The organism is Affinundibacterium fentianense, from assembly GCF_018139545.1.
Classification (GTDB): domain Bacteria; phylum Pseudomonadota; class Gammaproteobacteria; order Burkholderiales; family Burkholderiaceae_D; genus Undibacterium; species Undibacterium fentianense.
The window spans coordinates 62,551-83,787 of sequence record NZ_JAGSPJ010000001.1; the positions used below are offsets into that span (position 1 = coordinate 62,551).

A 21,237-nucleotide genomic window follows, 5' to 3' on the forward strand; every position below is an offset into this window, starting at 1 on the left:
TAAGATAAGGTGTGATCCTTACCTTACTTTTAAGAGCTGCCTCGCTTGTTAAAGTTTCGCGAGACTGGCTTCGATGATGATGACTTTGCGAGCGCTTGCCTTTGCGGTGTGGCGCTAATTTGCTTTTGGCTAGACTTTTGAGTAGCGTGACCCTTGCTGTTGGCGTCATACTTCTTTTGTCGATTCCCGTTTGGAGTTTGTCTAGGAGGTGAAAAACTCCGGAGTTGAATGGGTTGCGCTTTTGCGTTGGGATCTGGAATGAATCCGTCGATGATCTCTTTCGGAATTTGACGCTTGATGAATTTTTCAATGTCAGCAAGCAATTTGAATTCATCCACGCAGACCAGTGACACCGCTTCACCTGTGGCTCCAGCTCGCCCAGTACGACCAATTCTATGGACGTAGTCCTCTGGCACATTGGGTAGGTCATAATTGACGACGTGGGGGAGTTGATCAATGTCAATCCCACGAGCAGCAATGTCGGTTGCGACCAGTACTGTGAGACTGCCATCTTTAAATTCCGCTAGCGCCTTGGTTCGTGCAGATTGACTCTTGTTTCCGTGTATTGCCATTGCATTGATGCCGTCGCGCATCAATTGCTCAACAAGCTTGTTCGCGCCGTGTTTTGTACGGGTAAAGACAAGGACTTGTGACCATTGATGCGTCTTAATTAAATGCGCAAGCATCACTTGTTTCTTGTCGCGATCGACAGGATGAATTTTTTGTGCAATGACTTCGACAGTAGAGTTGCGTCGTGCAACTTCAATCATCGCCGGGTTATTCAATAATTTGTCTGCCAATGCCTTAATGTCATCTGAAAATGTCGCAGAAAAAAGCAGATTTTGGCGATTTGCAGGCAAAATCGCTAACACTTTCTTGATATCATGAATGAAGCCCATGTCTAGCATGCGATCCGCTTCGTCGAGTACTAATATTTCAATATGCCGCAAATCGATTGTGCCTTGCTGATGATGATCCAGCAAACGTCCGGGTGTTGCGACCAAGACGTCGACGCCATTCTTGAGAAGTTTGATTTGAGGATTAATCCCCACACCACCAAAAATGACTCCTGAATTAATCGTGGTATGTTTGCTATATGTGGCAACACTTGCTTCCACTTGCGCGGCCAGTTCGCGGGTCGGCGTGAGCACTAAGACACGAATCGTCCGACGCGCGGTTTTGTTTGCATGCACAGAGGGGCCGCGTAACAATCGTTCTAATATCGGCAAGGTAAAACCAGCGGTTTTCCCAGTGCCAGTTTGAGCGCCCGCCAGTAAGTCTCCACCTTGAATCACCGCTGGAATTGCCTGCGCTTGAATTGGCGTTGGTGTAGTGTACCCATGCTCGCTTACAGCGCGTACGATCGATTCGGAAAGACCGAGGTCTGAAAATGTGGTCATGCTAATTTCTATAGGAATCCAACTTCTTACAGGTTGTAAGAAAAATTTGGGTATTGCGAATAATTGCCAAGAAGGCGGCATCAAAGCGTTGATTTAACGCTTTGATGAAAAAAATGAAGCAATGAGCAGTATGAAAGGGGGATGTTCATACCGGTCAATTGAGTAAATGATTATTTTGCGAATGCCTGCAAAGTGTTGACCATTTGGCCAAAAACCTTTGGCGTACCAGCGAGTACATCACCTTTGTGCAAGTAATCGGATTCGCCAGCAAAAGTCCCGACTATCCCACCCGCTTCAGTCACGATTAACGATCCGGCAGCAATATCCCAAGGTGCTAAGCCTTTTTCAAAAAAACCGTCGAGACGGCCCATTGCAACATAAGCTAAATCCAATGCAGCGGCGCCGGGACGACGCAGACCTTGGCATTTTTGCGTCATGATTTTGTACATTTCCATGTACTCATCAAGTTTGCTCATGTCCCGTCCGGAAAACCCGGTTCCGATTAGCGCGTCGGCGATTTTGTCGCATTTGGTTACGCGGATACGTTTGTCGTTGAGAAATGCGCCGCCACCTTTTGATGCCGTGAACATTTCATTTCGGCTTGGATCATAAACCACAGCTTGCGTAATCACGCCTTTTTGTTGTAATGCGATCGATACACAATATTGTGGAAAGCCATGGATAAAATTAGTTGTGCCATCAAGCGGATCGATGATCCAAACATTGTCGTTTTCGTCGTGCAAATTTTTGGAGGCGCCGGACTCTTCTGCAAGAATCGCGTGGTCAGGGTAAGCGGAAGTCAGCACCTCAATAATCGCAGCTTCAGCCGCGCGATCAACTTCTGTGACGAAATCGTTGTATTGCTTCTCGCTGACTTGGACGCGGTCCACGTCAAAAGAGGCACGATTGATAATAGTCGCGGCACGACGAGCGGCTTTAATTGCCGTATTGAGCATTGGGTGCATAGAGTTTCCGTTAAAATGTCGTCATTAGAGCCTCACCGTCTTAATAGACTGAGGTTGTAAGAATGACGAGCAAAGATGAATTAAAGAGCGGTGGCATTGCTTGAAACTGTCTTAATTCGATTAAAACAATAAAAATTAACGCGCAATGGCGCTATTTTAAATGAACTTAGTGATTTCTGATACATCTGTTTTTACGCGATTAAGAATTATCTTGGTCGAAACGAGTCATTCAGGCAATATTGGCGCGGTTGCTCGTGCAATGAAAACCATGGGATTTTCTGATTTGTATTTGGTTAATCCTCGCTTTGATGATGCCTTGACTCAGCCTGATGCAATCGCGTTTGCAAGTGGTGCACAAGATATTCTGTGCAATGCGAAAGTTGTATCGCATATCGACGAGGCTCTAGCTGGGTGTCAATTCGTGGCGTCTGTGAGTGCACGGCTACGGGAGTTTTCTCCACCGATTTTGACGCCTCGCGAATTTGGTGAAAAAGCAATTGACGAATTGTCAGGGGCTGTTGCATTGATTTTTGGAAGTGAGCGGTACGGCTTACCAAATGACATTGTATTGAAAAGTCATGCCTTAATTAATGTTCCGGCAAATCCTGATTATTCGTCCTTGAACTTGGCTCAGGCTGTGCAAGTGTTGACTTATGAGTGCCGGATGGGCGCCCTAAGTCGACAGCCACAAGCGCAAAAGTCTGAGGTCGGATTTCAAGGTGAGTTGGCGAGTGTGGAACAGATTGACGGGATGTACGAGCATCTTGAACAAGCACTTGTTAAAGTAGAATTCTTAAATTTGCATGCACCAAAGAAGCTAATGCCTAGATTGAAACGTTTGTTTTCGAGAGCTCAACTAGAAGTAGAGGAAGTGAATATAATTCGAGGAATTTCAAAGAAAATATTGGAATTCACAAAGTCTTAGATTTGTGCTGGAAGTGGATGAAATTTTAGTTAATTTAATTGCGAATTTGCCTATATCCTTGATATAAATAGCAAAAATGTTTCGATTGTGACGAAGATTAACCATTTTACGTGGCATTTTGCTTTAAATCCCCATGTAAAAGAAGTAACATTCGGGTTGTTTGAGTTTAACTATCGTGCTGGGAATACATTTGGGAATTTTGGTCACTAAAGGATTTGACTGGGGAAAAATTATCGAACGTCAATTTCGACAATTCGTTTTGGCTGGTCTCTTTGCAAGTATCAGCTTGATGCTTGCGGGGGGCGCTTTCGCCCTTGGCTTTGGTGAGTTTCGAGTTCGCTCTGCATTGGGGCAATCATTGCTTGTTCATGCCGATTTAATTGGCATGGAATCCGATGGCGTAAACCCAAGTTGCTTAAGAGCCAAGGTTGTCAATATTGATGGTGTTTTCATCGCGAACGCAATGATTACGATTCATCAGAATCAAAAACAAAGGGCATTAACTTTCAGTACTAGGCAAGCAATTAATGAACCGGCTATTAATCTCATTGTCGATATTCAATGTGAAACCCAACTGCATCGTGAGTTTTCAATTCTTCTGGATCCAATAGAATCGCATCCACAGTTATCAAGTATTGGTCAAGATGAATCGCCTTTTGGTAAAAAGCTAAAGGCAAGCGCTAAGCCAGACGTGGAAAGTGCGACACAATTTAGTGATCAAAAGCTCAAGCAAAACAAGCCTAGTGAATCGCAATCTCCGGCTAATCCAAAACAAAATAGGATAGACGTTGCTGCGAAGAGTACAGAGCTTAAACGATCGAGGGCGAGTGCTAAGTTGCCTAAAGATGTTTTGAAGCTTTCAGATGAAATCGTCATGCCAGCTTTGCCACAGGGTCTCAAAATGAGTGATGTGTTGAGCACGGATAGTGGTCATCAACTTGTGCAAAATATGGAGGAATTGCGTGCAGCACAAGCAAAAATGGCAGCGATATTGCGCGATGAGCCTGTTGAGCAGATTGCTAAAGCGGTCGCTCCAGTAAACGCGAACCCAGAATTACTGAGTTTAAAGCAAGAGACGGAACAATTACGTAAGCAAAATTTGGCCGATAAGGCCGCGTTGCAACAATTGCAAAATCGGGCAGGGTTTGATTATTGGATGATCGCCTTAGCGCTCATTTCAATTTTGGCGATTGGTGTGATCTTATTTTTGCTTGTTTATATTCGGAAAAATTTGCATGTTCAAAATCCATCGTGGTGGGAAGATGAGGATGCTAATCTTCCGAAGTCCGAGAACATTGACGACGTGATCAATAATTTGCAATCGAATTACGATAGTGCGAGTGCTGCAGGAATTGCCTCTTCTAGTCCAGTAAGCAAACGCAATTCTGTTGGGAGTCACAATTTAGCTGAGCAATCGAAAGATGTTGCGTCGCTTAATCCAGCGATAGCCGAAAACAGCGGTTTTCAACGAACCCCTACTTTAGAAGAAACCAATAGCAGCATCTTTAATTTCTTTGCGCCACGTGGGAATTCTGTAAAAGTAGAAGAAATTTCTGACGTAACACAGGAAGCGGAATTCTGGATTTCAATGAACGATCCGCATCGTGCAATTGAAATATTGGCGGCACAAGAAGAATTAGAGCATCCTGACTCACCAGTTCCGTGGCTATTCTTGTTAGATCTTTATCGTACCGTCCATGAAAAGGCAAAGTACGATTTACTGCGAGACCGATTCATTGTATTTTTCAATGCGAATATACCTGAGTACGACGCAGATCTGACCCAAATTCCAAGTAGACATTTGGAAGATTTTCCTCATTTAATGCAGAAAATCTGCGACTCTTGGGGGGCAAATGGAATTATCCAGTATTTGGAGAGTTTGCTAGTTGATGATCGTGAGGGAAAGCGTGCGGGCTTCGATTTGCCTGTTTATCGTGATATTTTGATGTTGCTTGGTATTGCTCATGAAATCGAACGGATTGTTGCGATGGAGGGGCCAGTCGCTGCAATAAAAAATGAAGAAAATGCACCATCGTCGAATGACACGACGCACGCTGATCCGCTCGCAGAGGCAGAATTTGGAACAATTGAGTTTGAAACCATTGACTTTACTAAGTCTGTGCAAGCCAAGTGATGGGAAGGGTAATGTTGCTCGGACTTAGAGGGTTAATCCTGAGATTGGCTCTAATTATTTAGAAGAAAATGAAGCGACTCCGTGAAGTCGCTTTTTTTTTGTGACGAATACAGTGATACGGTGATTCTTGGAAAGATCAAGCTGGAGCGAAAACAGACATCAAGGTATAATCTTGCTTTCCGTTTCAACCCGCAAAGTCGCAACGCTCTAGGCATTGATTTGATGCTGTTCCGAGAGCATTGTTGCATTGCCTCAACTACATTCATGCCATGTTGATATTGCCAGGCTCTAACGCCCTGTCTGCCTTCCGTACTAAAAATCTATTATCTCGTCTGCAAGCTGTTGATGCCAACATCGTTGGCGTGACGGCACGCTATGCGCATTTTGTTGATGCGTCGGCGCCACTAAGCGAAGTCGAGGTAAATCGTTTACAAGCGCTATTGGTATATGGCGATGCTTTTACTGGTAGCGAGGAGGGTGACAGTTTTGTTGTGATCCCACGTTTCGGTACGATTTCACCGTGGGCATCCAAAGCGACGGACATTACGCACAACTGTGGCATGCAGCAAATTAAGCGTCTTGAACGTGGCGTACAGTATTTTGTACAAGTTAAGTTAGGTTTGTTAGGTGGCGCGAAAAAATTAGCGACAGAATCTAAGCAAGCCGTCATCGCCTTGTTACATGATCGCATGACCGAGATGGTGCTGGAAGACCTAAATGCTGCGAGTGGTCTCTTCACAGAGTTAGACGCTAAGCCTCTAGAGCATGTCGACGTTTTGGCAGGTGGAAAAACCGCCTTGGTCGAAGCGAACAGCGCGCTCGGTTTAGCACTGTCGGATGATGAGGTTGATTATTTAGTCGATGCTTTTACCACGGCAAAACGCAATCCTACCGACGTCGAATTGATGATGTTTGCGCAAGCGAATAGTGAGCATTGTCGTCATAAAATTTTCAATGCAGATTGGACGATCGACGGCGAGAAAAAAGATATATCTTTGTTCGGCATGATCAAGAATACCCACCTGTTGCAGCCTAAGGGAACTATCGTTGCATACAGCGACAATTCCTCGATTATGGAAGGTGCGACGGTTACGCGCTTTTACCCAAACGGCGCGGCGAAAGGGAATGAATATCAAGCCTCGACTGAATTGACTCACACGTTGATGAAGGTGGAGACGCACAATCACCCAACAGCGATTTCGCCGTTTCCTGGCGCATCAACTGGTGCAGGCGGTGAAATTCGCGATGAGGGCGCGACTGGACGTGGCGCCAAGCCTAAAGCTGGTTTGACTGGCTTTACAGTGTCGAATTTGAATTTACCAGGCAACGTTCAAGCTTGGGAAAACGCTAGCGATGTCCTGACTAATGACACGACGACGCAGCAATACGGCAAACCTGATCGTATCGCTTCTCCTTTGCAAATTATGATCGAAGGTCCAATTGGTGGCGCCGCGTTCAGTAATGAGTTTGGTCGTCCGGTATTGGGCGGTTACTTCCGCACTTACGAACAAAATGTTGGTGGTACAGTGCATGGCTATCACAAGCCAATTATGATTGCTGGTGGTATCGGTAACATCAATGACAAACACACGAAGAAATTTGACTTGCCGGTTGGCAGTTTATTGATTCAACTCGGTGGTCCGGGTATGCGGATTGGTATGGGTGGTAGTGCGGCGTCTTCGATGGCGACCGGTACCAATACGGCTGATTTGGATTTTGATTCAGTACAACGTGGTAACCCAGAGATGGAGCGTCGTGCGCAAGAAGTGATTAACTCTTGCTGGCAATTGGGTGACGATAATCCTATTTTATCGATTCATGACGTGGGTGCGGGTGGTTTATCCAATGCATTCCCAGAAATCACGAATGATGCCAAACGGGGCGCGATCTTTGATCTGCGTAAAGTGCCACTCGAAGAGAGTGGTATGGCACCAAAAGAGATTTGGAGTAATGAATCGCAAGAACGTTATGTGCTGGCGATCGCGCCAGAAAGTCTGCCACTGTTCCAATATTTCTGTGAGCGTGAACGTTGCTTATTCGCGGTAGTTGGCACGGCAACAGAAGAGCGTCAACTCAAAGTTATCGATCCATTGAACGATAACTCACCAGTTGATATGCCGATGAATGTATTGCTCGGTAAGCCTCCTAAAATGCATCGTGAGGTTACTCATGTAAAACGAGATTTTCCGGCGATAGATTTAACAGGAATGGATTTGAAAGTGGCTGGCGAACGTGTTTTGAGTTTGCCTACTGTTGGTGATAAATCTTTCTTGGTGACGATTGGTGATCGCTCAGTTGGTGCGATGTCAGTGCGCGATCAAATGGTTGGGCCATGGCAAGTCCCCGTGGCTGATTGCGCAGTGACGGCGATGAGTTTGGAAGGATATTTGGGGGAAGCGATGTCAATGGGCGAGCGTACGCCGTTGGCAGTGATTGATGCGGCGGCCTCTGGTCGTATGGCGGTCGGCGAAGCCATTACAAATATTGCGGCGGCGCCGATTTCCACTATTGAAAATATCAAACTCTCCGCGAATTGGATGGCAGCGTGTGGTCAACCGGGTCAAGATGCGGCTTTGTTTGACACGGTGAAGGCAATTGGTATCGAACTGTGTCCTGCTTTGGGAATTAGTATTCCGGTTGGCAAAGATTCCTTATCCATGCGCACCACATGGAAAGATGAAGGCGGTGATAAATCCGTGACTTCTCCAGTGTCTCTGATTATTTCAGCTTTTGCACCCGTGTACGATATCCGCAAATGTTTGACGCCACAGATTAAATTGGATGCTGGCGATACAAGTTTGATTTTGATCGACTTAGGGCGTGGCAAGAATCGCTTGGGGGCCTCCGCATTTGCACAAGTCATGCAAAAATTGGGTGATCAAACGCCAGACGTTGATAGTGCGGATGATTTGAAAGCCTTCTTCGCAGCGATTCAGCAATTGAATCAAGACGGAAAAATTTTGGCTTACCATGATCGTTCTGATGGTGGATTGTATGGCACCTTGTGCGAAATGGCATTTGCTGGACGCAGTGGTTTAGCGATCAACCTCGATATGTTGACGATGGAAAGTGAGCACGCTGCGGATCATGGCGATGCTAAAAATTGGGCAGGGCAGGTTGCAGAACGTCGCAATGAGCTGACTTTGCGCGCCTTGTTCAATGAAGAATTGGGTGCGGTGATTCAAGTCCGTACTGAACAGCGCAGTGCTGTGATGGATGTGTTGCGTGCACATAATCTTGGTGCTTGTAGTCATGAAATAGGTAAACCAAATAATAGTGGTGTAATTTCTTTCATGCGTGATGCCAAAGAAATTTACAAAGAATCTCGCAGTGCTTTGCATCAAATCTGGAGTAAAACGAGTTGGCAAATCGCTCGCATGCGTGACAACCCAGCTTGTGCCGACGCTGAGTACGCACGTCTTGCGGATGAGTCCGATCCAGGCATGCAGCCAATTATCACTTTTGATGCACAAATTGATGTAGCTGCACCGTATATTGCAACTGGTGTTCGTCCTAAAGTCGGAATCTTGCGCGAGCAAGGTGTGAACTCGCATATTGAGACTGCGTATGTGATGCATAAGGCGGGCTTTACCGCTGTTGATGTACACATGAGTGATTTGATTGCTGGTCGTGCGAAATTAGCCGATTTCAAAGGACTGATCGCGGTGGGCGGTTTCTCTTATGGTGACGTGTTGGGTGCAGGCGAGGGCTGGGCCAAGACGATTTTGTTTAATGCCATGATGTCTGAGCAGTTCTCAGAATTTTTCCATCGTGAAGATACCTTTGGTATGGGTATCTGTAATGGTTGTCAAATGATGAGTAATTTAAAATCCATCATTCCAGGTGCGACCGCGTGGCCGAAATTCACTAAGAACAAGTCCGAGCAGTTTGAGGGCCGCTTCTCTATGGTAGAAATCTTGGAATCGAAATCGATTTTCTTCCAAGGTATGGCCGGTACGCAAACACCAATCGCCGTAGCACATGGCGAAGGTTTCGCTGATTTCTCTACGACGGGTGATATTAATGCGGTGCAGGCTGCGATGCGTTTTGTTGATCATCATGGTCAAGCGACAGAAGCCTATCCATATAATCCAAACGGTTCGCCAGGTGGATTGACTTCAGTTACCAATGATGACGGTCGTTTCACTGTGATGATGCCGCATGCAGAACGTGTATTCCGTAGCGTATTGCATTCTTGGGCACCCGAATCTTGGGGTGAAGATTCACCTTGGATGCGTATGTTTAGAAATGCGCGTGCCTGGATTGATTAAATTTTACCAATGCAATCAATCTATATTCTTTGCTGAAATTTGAGCGGAGAATAAATTGTTAATTAAAATAAAAAGAGCAGAACGAATTTAATCGTTCTGCTCTTTTTATTTTGGCATTCTCAATTCATCGAATATTTTCATCGTGTTTTGTGTGCCAAGATGGACAGTGCCTATTTTTTTCCAAGCGGGTCAGTTGGTGTTGTAGCCAGAGGCATGCTTTGTGCCGAGTTCAATTTCAAATAAAAAAAGCGCTGTACTTTCAGCGCTTTTTGTATCTGTTTCATGAACTTGGCTTAAGTAACGATCAAGTTGGTAGAGCAATCTGATTGTCAGTGCTGAATTGATAGTCGCGGAAGACATGCTCGGCCGATAGTAATTCAAAGCTACCATCTGGCAATTGACGTGTCGTATCTTTCAACCTGTAAGTGGTCTGCCCACATGTCCAGCATTTGAAATTGCGCATATGGGTACAGAGACAGGTTTTGTCCATCACCTTAAAGTCTTTTGCCTCTGGATTGGCTTCGACTTCCCTATTATACGCATCGATGTAAGAACATCCGCCATTGCCGTCTAATAGGTAACCGTATGCTTCACATCCTGGTCGAATATTTGAGCCTATAGCGGGTGTATTGCTTAACATGCGCATAGGGTAGCCAGTTGGTGAGATTGTATTGACAATAATTTGTTCTTCTTGTGCTTTGAAGTACTCTTGCTTTACATCATCTGGTAGGCCGCACTCATGCGTCACGGTAAAACGAGTTGCGACTTGCACACCACCGGCGCCCGCCTCTAAGAATGAAACCGCATCTGATCCTGTGAAAATCCCACCCGCGGCAATCACTGGAATCGCTAAATTTTCATCTTTTAGGTATTGCAAAACTTCAGCAACAATTGTGTGGAGATCATATTTTGCCCAATCAAGGCCAAATCCGAGATGTCCCCCAGCTAATGGACCTTCGACGATAACGTAGTCAGGCAAGCGGTTGAGTTTTGCGTTTTTACGGAGGAATAACTGTAATGCACGAACAGAAGAGACAATGATGCCGAGTTTAGCATCGCGAAAACGAGGGTGATCTTCGATCAAACCAAAAGAGCCGAGATGTAAACCGGCACTTAGTGTGATGCCGTCAATACCAGCATCTAATGCAGAAGCAAGTCTCACCCTTAGGGTATCGCGTGGCCCGTTCATGGTGAGTTTTTCCATGCAGTTGACGAAAATCATGCCATCGCCTTGCTTGGCCTCCATTGTTTTGCCGACATGAAGGCGGGTCGCTTCTGCGAGCAAATCTAAATCAAATTTGATATCCGTTTTGTCTGAATTATTGATGTTGTACTTATACAGTTTGGTTTTGTCTTTGATGAAGCTTGTATCGAAGCGGCGGTCGGAGACGTCATGTACAAGCGCATCGGAGATGTGACCGATGCCATTTAATCTAGCGGCGACGAGAGCAAGTTCTGCGGTGGAAATATCGACTCCCATCCCTCCAATCATGATCGGGACCAGTTCTTGTTTGCCTAGACGCAGGCGAAAATCATCTACACGTTTCATTGTTTTCCTTGAACAACTTCAGTATTTAAATAGTGTTGCGGTGCTTTTGTTGTTATGAGCCATTGGATGGCAAGTTGCACGCTGAAGTTTCGCTGCTTTTGTATAATTTAAATATCACAATGCTAGCATTAGAATTTGATCTCTAAATGGCTTGCATTCTTCGAATAAAAAGGGGAGCAGCAAAATTTCTACAGGCGCAATTCTACCCTAGGTACTCTTTTTTGGGCTTGTCATGATTGAAAAACCGCAGAATATCCAACGAATCCAAACGTTTCTTTAACCCAGATCAGTTTTGCTTCATCATTTTGACGCGATATTCAAGGTGAAGGCTCTGTTACAATGCTCGTTTTAGTGAATTGGGCGCCTATTTCACTCAATCTATTCGATTTAAATTAAAACTATGCAAATTTTAAAGGACACCGTAGTGACGCTTAACTACACGATGTATGACCAACATGGATCAATCATCGACAAGAATCACGATCCCATCGTTTATCTACACGGTGGTTATGACAATATTTTGCCAGCAGTTGAGGCTGCCTTAGAAGGGCAGAACATAGGGGGAACTATTTCTGTGACAATGGCGCCTGACGACGCTTTTGGAGAAATTGACCCGAGTTTGGTGCATGAAGAGGATGTCGGATTGTTTCCACCAGACCTCGAGGTGGGAATGATGTTTGAAACGCGTGATCCAGAAACTGGGGACGCTGCGCAATTTCGTGTTACATCAATCGATGCTGGTTTAGTCACAGTCGATGGCAATCATCCGCTGGCCGGAATGCATCTTCGCTTTGAGGCTGAAATATTAGCTATACGTCCAGCAACCGAAGAGGAACTTGCCCATGGCCATGTGCATGGTGAGCATGGCCATCAACACTAAATAAGCTTGAAATCAAACAGGATCGATACAAATTTGTATATTTATGCTCTTTAGCGGGTCGATGAATTGATTTCGACCTGTTTAAATAGATAGAGTCATTTTTATGTCTGTTTTGGGGCGATGTCTTAATGGTGTCTTGACTGAAGTTAGACGCTAATTAGGCTCCAGAATTTGTATTGATTTAATTTGATAAACAGTCATTGAGGACAATAAAAAATGAAAGATTACTACTTCATCCTCGGTGTTTCTCCCAATGCCTCGCTTGCCGATATAAAAAAAGCCTACCGAGTTAAGGCCGCTGAGTTTCATCCTGATCGCAATGATTCAGAACTGGCTCCAGCAAAATTTCACGCAGTTAAAGAGGCTTACGATATCTTGTCGGATGACGCAGCACGTCATGCTTACGATGAAAATCGTCGTCGGAATTTGTTGGAATCTCCTTTGGAAACAGCCAGTGAAATTTGGAAGAATTATTTAAAGGGAGTATTGCAGTGAAATTTTCGCGTTATTTTCAAGAATTGATGTTGGCATATAAGGCAGAGTTGGATGACTTGCGTTCCGACTTTGAAGGCAAAGACGTCATGAAACGTCGTCTAAAAGAGAAACGTGAACAATTCGCGTTTTTGCTTCCGATGTTGCAAAGTAATCCAGAGATGTTGGCTCCGGCTTTTCATGATGCATTTTTATTTATGAATCCATTGGCATTCGAAGCGCTCGCCGCGAAAGAGCGTGACAAATTACCACTGTGGTCAAGTTTGTCCAAAGCTGTGAAGGTTGAACCTTGGGCGGAAAAGATGGTAACGCAAGTTTTAGCGGAAGAGGGGGGGCAGCTATTCCTGGTGACGGCGGCTTGTTTAGAGTACTTAAGTCGTAGTGTTCATGTGCGTGATTCCGCCTTGGCAAATACGGATGAAGATGATGATTCAGATGACTCTGCACAGGATCGCGATGACTCAGAGAACGGCGATCTTGATGGACACTACGGACGCCATGGGCGGGACGATGGTGACGATGGAGATGATATTGATCTAGAAGAGGCGGGTGCCGATTGGTTGGCCGAACAAGGTTTTGATCGTAAGGATTAAAAATGCTTGTATCGACACTGTTAGACAAATAAATAGTCATCAAAATTTTGATCCAGATATTTCTTAGTCTGGAGTGACCGTTGTTGTTGGTTGACTAGTAAAAATTAGAAAAAGAGGAGTGCAAGATGAATTTGCCAGCTTTAATTGAAGCACAAAGTTTGATCATGGCAGGTGATATAGCGGGTGCAGAACATGCGTTAGCGACCTTAGCTGAAACACAGGGAGACCAAGCACTAGTAGCGGCGCTGGATGATTTTCCTGCAAAAGATCTATTGGCGATCATTCGTGAATTTGATGCGTCGAAAGAGTCATTGGTCAATTTATTGGTAACACCAGAACAATTTGCACAAGCCGTCGTGCTTGAGAAGCGCTATGCAGATCTGACGCACGAGCAGTTGCGTGGAATGATCAATTCTGTGATTTTTCGTGATGGCGCGGATGCTGCGGAATTTCTGTATGAAATTGCCGAAGTAGAAGGTGGCTATGATGCCTTAGCTGATTATTTGCAAGACAGAACTCAGATGGTTGAGCATTTTTATCGCTACGCAACCTTTGATCTGTATGAGTATGGTGATGAGGCAAAAACGCAAGCAATCGACGATGATTTGTTGAGTCTTACAAGAGATACTGAAACAAAAGCGTCTGCGGTTGATCGAGCGAGTGTCGAGGATCATGATTGGATGGAAGTCACTTATTTGTTGCGATACGAGTTGCCTGAGATTTTTCGAGAAGTACTGTTGAAATTACGTGCTCGTTATCAAGTCTATTTGCGTAATTTGCAGAATGACGAATTTGCAGAATCCCAGGTTAGCGATGAGTCGGATGAGGAAGAGTCAATGCCGAAGAAGCATAATGACGATGGTGATGACGATGATGAAGAGTCCGCACTCTAATTATGACCATGGCTGATGTTGAAAATATGCAAGCAATTTCTCTGTTTGATGGACGCCCGTTTTTTGAAATTGCTTTGGTGCATGGCGTGAAATTTGCGATTATTCCGCGGTCAAAGTTAGAGGCAATAGAATCTGAGGCGCCCAAAGGGCTTGTTCAAATCGCAGATGCATTTGGTAGTAAATACTTGCGTCCAGAGATTGAACTCGCGCGCAAGCGTATTGTTAACTTGGCGAGTTTGTATCTGCTTGAGACATCGAAAGGCGATCTTGATGTCGCTGCAAAGCTCATTCGTGATAACACATTTTTGACGCTCTCCCGTGGTGGTTCAACTCTATTGAAAGCCCTACACGCTTTGCCTGAATATCCCTTGTTGGGGAAAGAGCAAAAGTCTTCAGTAGAGGAGTTTTTGGAGATTTGGTCATTAAAGGAAAGACATCAAGATTATCGTAATTTGTTAACACATCGACGTCAAAATGCGTTGGAAATAGAGGCTGGATTTTGGTTTGGTCAAACGATGGAGATTACGCAAACTGAACTTCAAGAGGAAGATGTTGAGGCAATGGCAGTCGTGCGTACAGGGATGCTCAAGCGTTTTGTTGAAGATGCCGATTCACCTATCGAAAATCAAGTTGAGTTTGCGACAATTCTTGAGTCTTTGAGAAAGCGTTTGAGTTCTCGGCAGGGGAGTAAGGCGAAGCAAATTCTATTGGAGCAAGCAATTTCAAAAATCCGCCTCGTTGGTGAGGAAATTCCAGGAAAATTTCATCCTCTCTGTGAGCAAGTTTTGGATGAAATGCTGAAGCGTGATTTCATTCTAGTCGCTGATAAAAAGAATTCTTTGGATCGTCTCGTGTTTGAATTGAAGGATCGATACTTTATCTGTTCGCATGAGTTGGAAGACACTTCTGAATATGATGCGCTTGTTTCAAAAGCGTGGGCAAAAATCACGAAAGGAAAGACGGATATCGACTCTTTGCTAACATTGTTTCTGTGTATCGCGTCTGATATTCCACCCAAAACCAGTTTGTCAGAGAAAGTTGCAAAAAATTTGGTGAAAAGATTGCGTGACAATAAAGGTAGTTTTGAAATTCAGAAAACGATCGATTGGATCAAACAAAATGCGCCATATGAAAAGCAAGAAGGATTGCTTGATGATTGGTCGGCATTTTGTGCCGATGCGCAGGTCTATTTGCTGGATGATTGGGACAGCGATTGTGTTGGTGCTTTGAGATATTTGCGGGAAAATTGTCACATTGAAAAAGCAGGTAAGAAATAAACTCAATGTGGTCTTTTCGCTTCTGTCAAAATGAAGAATTTAACTCAGTTTTTTTTCATAATAGGATGCGCCCCATAAAATGCGCACTGAGAAGCGCTAAATGACAATTATTTGAAACTAACCATCGCTACCAAAATTTCCAGAAACTTTGTTTATTGTTGGTTTTTGCTGTTTTTCTAACGACGATTCCCATTTTTTCTTGGCATTCTTCGTGAGTTAAGCCTTTGCCGCGAAGATAAGCGTAATAGTATTCTTGCGGCATCTTAAATTTCAAATTGTATGGATCTTTAAGGTGTTCTTTGACTTGCTCTTGAAACTTACTCCACTCAGGCACTTCACCGTGGTTTTTATCCATAAGTTTCCGCACAAATGCCATTGCTTGATCAATTATTTTATTGTCCATAGTCCGTCATAAGTCATTGCTATTCGATACCATGATTATCCTTTAAAGCAATGTTGTATGTGAAGTGATTCATTGAAAATCAATATTAAATCCTTGTTTTTAATCTGAAAATGTTAAAAAAACACCGCATTTTTTGCCTGTGCGTATCAAGTTAATTGAAAAAAGTGGTTGCCCTCCTCAAGAGGACGGCAACCACTTAACTTGACTAACGCATGACTTTCTAGCTTTTACCAAGAAGCTTGCAGTGTATATTTTCCATTTGTAGCGCCAGTGCCGCCAGCATAGTAAATGACTTTTGCGTAGACGACTTTTGCGGAAGTGCCAGTGTTTGTGTTGCTTAAACTATCGGTTGCACCAGTTCCGTTTGTACTTGAAGCCAATTTAGTACCGGTACTGCTGTAAAGTTCAAGATCATAGTCGGACGTCGCATTGGGTTTCATTGTCAAGCTTAAGGTCTTTCCTGCCGGAATACTGACTTTGAAGTAATCGACATCGGTCTTTGCACTTAAATTTGCATTCACTAAAGTGTTCGCGTTTGCGATGGTATTTGCTGTTGCGATCGTGTTGTTGGTCTCTGTTTCACTTATTGTGGTTCCAGGTGTCACAACAGCACCAAGAATGTTTTGGGCTTCAAACTTCGCTTTGAACGTATTGGCATAGCTCGCGTCATTGGGGAAGAGTGCAGTTGCAGCATTCACGATTGCGGTTGCCATCGCAGGCATCTTGATGTTCGAGCCTAAGCCGAAGTGCGCTTCCAAAATAATTTTGTCGACATTGTCACGAGGTTTTCCAGCTGCTACGAGGGAGACGAGTGCTTGGAACAGTGGAGTGGACCAAAGCTCATCCGACTGGAAGGTGACGCCACCTTCAGTGATTGCTTGATGCGCGCCATAAGTCTTACTGCTATTGTATTTTGCATCAGTGCGATTAAGCATTCGTCCTGCCCAGCAGGCGCCATGCCCATCCCAGCTAAATGCCCATTCGGGGTGATAAGCTTTACCGTTAGCTGTACTGTAAGAATACGATGCTGCCCAATAGTCGCCAAAGCCTTCGCCCATGCCACCGGTATCGCCACCGCTCCACCCAGAATTGATATTGGCTTGAATCCCATGGCCGTACTCGTGCAAAATCACATCTGCATCTTCCGAGTCATTAACGCAACCGTGACCAAATGCTAAATAGTCGTTTGTTCCACCACTGTAGTGTGAATTATCGTCTCCATTGACTCCGTCAGTATCCACGTTGAGGGGGCGGTTGATAATAGATTTTGTGCCGGTGAAACCCAAAGTTTGAATGTAACGTTGGTTTTGATCGATGTGGAAATAAACATTGGTATCATCAAAAGCATTATTTCCTCGTTTTGCTGTCCAGACACCATTCGCTGTGGTACTTGGGGCGGTATTGGGGGCCTCAATATTTTTAATATTGATATAAGGACCAGATAGGGAATATACACCGCCAGAGACTGTTAGGTCGCGTAAAGTTTTTGTGCTGTAAGCAGCGTCAAACGCACTAGCAGCAGATGTGTCCGTCAAAGCGTCAGAATTGAGGGCGGTGCGTGGATCAGGATCAAAAACCAGACCAGATCCGTTAATTCCCGATGCCACAGACTGGGCGGGTACCTTCACGATTGTTTGACTCTTAGGGTTTGGTATTCCTCTTTCTGCCAAATCAAGTAGAGCTTGTTGTAAGCCAATTGTTTGTCCAACCAGTGTGGCGCGTGAATCGAGTTGGCGGTCGCTATTTTTTCCAACCCTAGGCAATGATGTTGAATAGGAACTGATTAGTTTTCCGTTGTGGGCGTTAATGTATTGAACAAAACCGCCTGTAGGCATTTGTGCTGCAATGGTGATCTTGTGAGCAAGTTGCACGCCATCCTTCGTGGGTACCCATACTAACTGACTATCTGGGTAACTTATTAATGGATGTTGAACTTTCATGTTTTGCCATGCTGAGTTTAGTGCTTGGTCAGCAGCAATTTGTTTTTGTACAAAGAGCTGATTGACCGCGTTTGTATCCATATTGCTTGAAATGTGTTTTGTCTCATTGAATATCTTAAGTAACTCTCCATTTTTTCCTATCGACACAATAATTTCCGCACGATCCACAGGAAATCCACGCAACATCTGCTGGTAGTAGTAATGTTTGCCAAGTAAAGAATCTTGAACCTTGCTAAGTACAAGGTTATTGAGATTGCTAGGTAAGCCGAATTCTTGAGCATGCTGACGTAATACGTCAGTTGCAGAGTTTGCTTTGATACCGCTGAAAAATGTCAGGTTATCAGTAGTAACTTTGTCCGCCGCAATGGTAGTTTGTGCAAACGTGAGGGCTAGAATAGAAGCAAGGACGTGACGACGTGGATGTGACATTAAAAATCTCCCTAAATTTAATGAATTAACTTATTTGCGTTATACAAGACTCTTAACGGTCTTGTTTTTCAGATAACGCTTGGTCAGTATAAGTGCAATCTTTGTCGAAAAATAGCTGTCAAAAATCACAATAAACAACAAATGTCACGTCATATTGACGATGATTTTTATCAATATGCAGGATGGAATTTCGGTATTGAAGTATTAATTTGAAATTCGGTTGAAAAATCCGAATTTGATTGAGAATAAATTTTCAGAACAATACAAAATTTTGTTGGTGCTGACGTATCGATAAGGTTTTGTATTGTTCAGGTGTTAATTGCAAAAAATTTGGTATCGATTGAATGCAAAAAATACATCGCTTGGTTGTGTATATTTGTGGTGTTTTACTGGCGAGTACTGATTGATTAAGCAATAGTTTTCGATTGAGGATGGCATTGGCCTTGAAACTGAATCGACCAGACGCTCCGCTCCTCGTCTAAGGTTCGTGAAGTTAGTAAGCGTTTTTAATGCTGTTCCTCATTCAGATAGTTAGTTAACTCAATTCAGTTTTGGTTTTTTTAAAATGCTGAATAAATCAATTTGGTAGTCGAAGCGTTGATGAGTTCCTAGTGCCAATCGCTTATCCAAGGAACAAAAAGACGGTCGGCTTTTTATGAAAATCAGGTTGGCCATTTTGCTGCAAATGTTTTTTCCATTCCGAAGCGGATTTGGTCAAAATGGACTCCGATTCCAGCGTAAGATCGGTTGCAACGCAAATTAATGTATGGGGCTGGCAGGATGTGATGAGCGCATCTAACATCGCAGCATTCCGATACGGTGTTTCGATGAGAAGTTGTGTTTGTTTTTCTTTTCGCGAGCGATCCTCGAGTTCTTTGATACGTTTTGAGCGTGCCACAGCATCAGTCGGTAAGTAGCCGTGAAACGCAAAACTTTGTCCATTCAATCCGCTACCCATTAGCGCGAGAAGCAGAGAAGATGGTCCAACTAGTGGTCGTATTCTGATTTGATGTTGGTGCGCCAATCGAACCAAGTTTGCACCTGGGTCTGCAACGGCGGGTACTCCTGCCTCGGAAATTAAGCCCACATCTTGACCTTCGAGTAAGGGGCTTAGGAGGGCCTGCAATGCGTTGCTTGGTGTGTTGACATTCAGCTCCATAATCTTTAACTCTTGTATGGAGCATCCAAGTGGGTGGAATTGGTTAAGTGTTTTGAGATAGGCTCTTGTGGTTTTGGCATTTTCCGCGATGAAATGGCGGAGCTGAGAACTCATTGCTTGAACCGAATCTGGAATGATAAGGTTCAAGGGATTACCCTGTTCAAGTTTACTTGTGCCAAGCGTATTGGGAATGAGATAAAGTGTTCCGTACATTTTAATTTTCTTATTCGTTTATGAATTAATATTGATTTCCGTTTTCGGATTGGAAGAAATCGACTCGCAAATTTCGTAACATGCTCGTGAGTGCAATCAAAGGCAGTCCTGTCAGTGCAGTAGGATCATCGCTTCGAATGGATTCGATTAAAGCAATACCAAGTCCTTCGTTTTTTGCGCTGCCCGCGCAGTCATATGGTTTCTCAATTCTTAAATAATTTTCAATCTCGCGATCACTTAGTCTTCGAAACTTTACAAGCGTTAAAATATTTTGTAACTGCACCTTATCGAACGTTGAATTGGGGCGATTATCGAGAACACATAGCGCTGTATTAAAAATAACGGAACGACCACTCATTTTTTGTAGTTGTGCCATTGCATTGGTATGATTCCCAGGTTTGCCAATTTGTTCATTGTCTAATATCGCAACTTGGTCTGACCCTATGATGATTGCGTTTTGGAATTGTTTTGCAACTGCTTCAGCTTTCTCTTTCGCTAGTCGAATCGCTGTTTGCTCGGGCTGTTCGTTTAATAATGGCTTTTCGTCAATATTGGGAGCGCTACATTCAAATGGAAGTCCAAGGCGCGCCAAAAGTTCTTTTCGGTATAGAGAACTCGATCCGAGAATGAGTTGAAGCTTTTCAGTCGTTTTCAGTGTGTCAGTCATACTGGATTATTTCGTTATTAAAAAGACATTTATCTGGCAAAAAGGCGCTTTTTTTTAATATGCCCTCGGTAAGTTGCCCCAAGGCTTTGACTATTAAGGTGTAATCCTGTTATTATCGCAGGTTTTCTGGGTCTAGAAATCCTATGCAAGCATTTGTAATTGACTCTTTTACGTTTTGTCAGCATCAAGAACAACGTGAGGGTAGTACAAACATTAGCGAGTTTCCACGTTTGTCTGCAGAATGTGCGGATAAAGACGGTGTGCTAAATTGGTCGCTGCAAGGTGGTGTAAATCACTTGGGCTTTCCGCGATTGATCTTAAGCGTCGAAGCGAGAGTGCAATTGATGTGTCAGCGTTGTTTAGCACCATTTGATTTTGTCGTAGACTCGCAATCAGAATTAATTCTCGCCAAAAGCGATGATCATGCCGATGAACTTGAAAGCATGCTCGAAGATGACGAGGTTGATGTAGTAGTAGGCAGCAAAACATTTAATGTCATGGATTTGATAGAGGATGAAGCGTTGCTGGCAATACCCCAATCGCCCAAACATGCAGTATGCCCTGATGTCGTATTCGTCTCATCGAGCCAATCGGAGTCAGCGAAAAATGTAGATGCGGTAGATGCAGCGAGCACTGGCGGTAAAGTGTCTCCATTCGCTGTACTGAAAAAGTTGCAATGAGCAGTAAATGGGCGTACCTAGTGGCATTATTCTGAAAAAACACTCAGGTCGAAGTATTGTTAGGGATTCTTGAAAGGCAAACGAAGTTTGCTTGTCGATTCAAGTGTGTTAAATTTTAGAAACATTTTTTGAAGTATTAGGAGTTATCATGGCCGTTCAGCAAAACAAAAAATCACCATCTAAACGTGGTATGCACCGTTCACACGATTTCTTGACTGCACCACAGTTGGGTATCGAGCCAACAACAGGTGAAACACATCTGCGTCATCACATCAGCCCAAATGGCTTTTATCGTGGTCGTAAAGTATTGAAAACTAAGAACGACGAGTAATCTGTTCTTGGTGATAAAGCGGCGTTGCGAGTCTCG

The 21,237-nt window shown here is 44.0% G+C and carries 17 protein-coding genes; 10 read left to right on the forward strand and 7 right to left on the reverse strand.

Annotation, left to right across the window (positions count from 1 at the left end):
• Positions 1-29: 29 nt before the first annotated feature.
• Positions 30-1,400, reverse strand: coding sequence for a DEAD/DEAH box helicase (locus tag KDM90_RS00270; protein ID WP_212673624.1), 1,371 nt, complete (start codon positions 1,398-1,400; stop codon positions 30-32).
• A 170-nt stretch (positions 1,401-1,570) separates the two neighbouring features.
• The gene (locus KDM90_RS00275) at positions 1,571-2,365 is read right to left on the reverse strand and encodes an inositol monophosphatase family protein (protein WP_230409529.1); all 795 of its coding nucleotides are present in this window, start codon (positions 2,363-2,365) and stop codon (positions 1,571-1,573) included.
• A 160-nt stretch (positions 2,366-2,525) separates the two neighbouring features.
• On the opposite strand from KDM90_RS00275, the gene KDM90_RS00280 reads away from it, so the two are divergent.
• From KDM90_RS00280 to purL, 3 genes are all read left to right on the forward strand, one after another.
• Positions 2,526-3,290: an RNA methyltransferase gene (locus tag KDM90_RS00280; protein WP_212673625.1), complete on the forward strand. Its 765-nt coding sequence runs from the start codon at positions 2,526-2,528 to the stop codon at positions 3,288-3,290.
• 160 nt (positions 3,291-3,450) lie between these two features.
• The gene (locus KDM90_RS00285) at positions 3,451-5,424 is read left to right on the forward strand and encodes a type IV pilus assembly protein FimV (RefSeq protein WP_212673626.1); all 1,974 of its coding nucleotides are present in this window, start codon (positions 3,451-3,453) and stop codon (positions 5,422-5,424) included.
• 269 nt (positions 5,425-5,693) lie between these two features.
• The gene (gene purL / locus KDM90_RS00290) at positions 5,694-9,695 is read left to right on the forward strand and encodes a phosphoribosylformylglycinamidine synthase (protein WP_212674435.1); all 4,002 of its coding nucleotides are present in this window, start codon (positions 5,694-5,696) and stop codon (positions 9,693-9,695) included.
• A 304-nt stretch (positions 9,696-9,999) separates the two neighbouring features.
• On the opposite strand, the gene KDM90_RS00295 is transcribed toward purL, so the two are convergent.
• A complete protein-coding gene (locus KDM90_RS00295; protein ID WP_212673627.1) occupies positions 10,000-11,244 on the reverse strand; it encodes a nitronate monooxygenase in 1,245 nt (414 codons plus the stop codon).
• Positions 11,245-11,644: 400 nt separating this feature from the next.
• Between KDM90_RS00295 and KDM90_RS00300 the strand changes: the two genes are divergently transcribed.
• The 5 genes from KDM90_RS00300 (at position 11,645) to KDM90_RS00320 (ending at position 15,379) form a co-directional block, all read left to right on the forward strand.
• Positions 11,645-12,124, forward strand: coding sequence for an FKBP-type peptidyl-prolyl cis-trans isomerase (locus KDM90_RS00300; protein ID WP_212673628.1), 480 nt, complete (start codon positions 11,645-11,647; stop codon positions 12,122-12,124).
• Positions 12,125-12,340: 216 nt separating this feature from the next.
• Positions 12,341-12,619, forward strand: coding sequence for a DnaJ domain-containing protein (locus tag KDM90_RS00305; protein ID WP_212673629.1), 279 nt, complete (start codon positions 12,341-12,343; stop codon positions 12,617-12,619).
• The gene (locus KDM90_RS00310; RefSeq protein WP_212673630.1) at positions 12,616-13,209 is read left to right on the forward strand and encodes a hypothetical protein; all 594 of its coding nucleotides are present in this window, start codon (positions 12,616-12,618) and stop codon (positions 13,207-13,209) included. Before KDM90_RS00305 ends, KDM90_RS00310 begins: the two co-directional genes overlap by 4 nt.
• A gap of 125 nt (positions 13,210-13,334) precedes the next feature.
• Positions 13,335-14,102 carry a hypothetical protein gene (locus KDM90_RS00315; protein ID WP_212673631.1) on the forward strand — a complete coding sequence of 256 codons (768 nt, stop codon included), beginning with the start codon at positions 13,335-13,337 and terminating at the stop codon, positions 14,100-14,102.
• An 8-nt stretch (positions 14,103-14,110) separates the two neighbouring features.
• The gene (locus KDM90_RS00320; protein WP_212673632.1) at positions 14,111-15,379 is read left to right on the forward strand and encodes a hypothetical protein; all 1,269 of its coding nucleotides are present in this window, start codon (positions 14,111-14,113) and stop codon (positions 15,377-15,379) included.
• 127 nt (positions 15,380-15,506) lie between these two features.
• Here KDM90_RS00320 and KDM90_RS00325 read toward each other — a convergent pair whose 3' ends face one another.
• The 4 genes from KDM90_RS00325 to KDM90_RS00340 all read right to left on the reverse strand — a co-directional run bounded on the left by KDM90_RS00325 (position 15,507) and on the right by KDM90_RS00340 (position 20,190).
• Positions 15,507-15,782 (reverse strand): hypothetical protein, encoded by a 276-nt coding sequence (locus KDM90_RS00325; protein ID WP_212673633.1) that lies wholly within the window; start codon positions 15,780-15,782, stop codon positions 15,507-15,509.
• A gap of 227 nt (positions 15,783-16,009) precedes the next feature.
• Entirely contained in the window at positions 16,010-18,151 is a 2,142-nt protein-coding gene (locus tag KDM90_RS00330) for a hypothetical protein (protein ID WP_212673634.1), read from the reverse strand.
• Between the two features lie 622 nt (positions 18,152-18,773).
• On the reverse strand, positions 18,774-19,523 hold the full coding sequence (locus KDM90_RS00335) for an SAM-dependent methyltransferase (protein WP_212673635.1): 750 nt from the start codon (positions 19,521-19,523) through the stop codon (positions 18,774-18,776).
• 25 nt (positions 19,524-19,548) lie between these two features.
• Positions 19,549-20,190, reverse strand: coding sequence for a Maf family nucleotide pyrophosphatase (locus KDM90_RS00340; RefSeq protein WP_212673636.1), 642 nt, complete (start codon positions 20,188-20,190; stop codon positions 19,549-19,551).
• Between the two features lie 143 nt (positions 20,191-20,333).
• Between KDM90_RS00340 and KDM90_RS00345 the strand changes: the two genes are divergently transcribed.
• Together KDM90_RS00345 and rpmF are read left to right on the forward strand one after the other, a co-directional pair.
• Positions 20,334-20,870: a YceD family protein gene (locus tag KDM90_RS00345; protein ID WP_212673637.1), complete on the forward strand. Its 537-nt coding sequence runs from the start codon at positions 20,334-20,336 to the stop codon at positions 20,868-20,870.
• Positions 20,871-21,018: 148 nt separating this feature from the next.
• Complete coding sequence (gene rpmF / locus KDM90_RS00350) at positions 21,019-21,201, forward strand: 50S ribosomal protein L32 (protein ID WP_162018712.1); 183 nt, start codon at positions 21,019-21,021, stop codon at positions 21,199-21,201.
• The last annotated feature ends 36 nt before the right edge of the window (positions 21,202-21,237 follow it).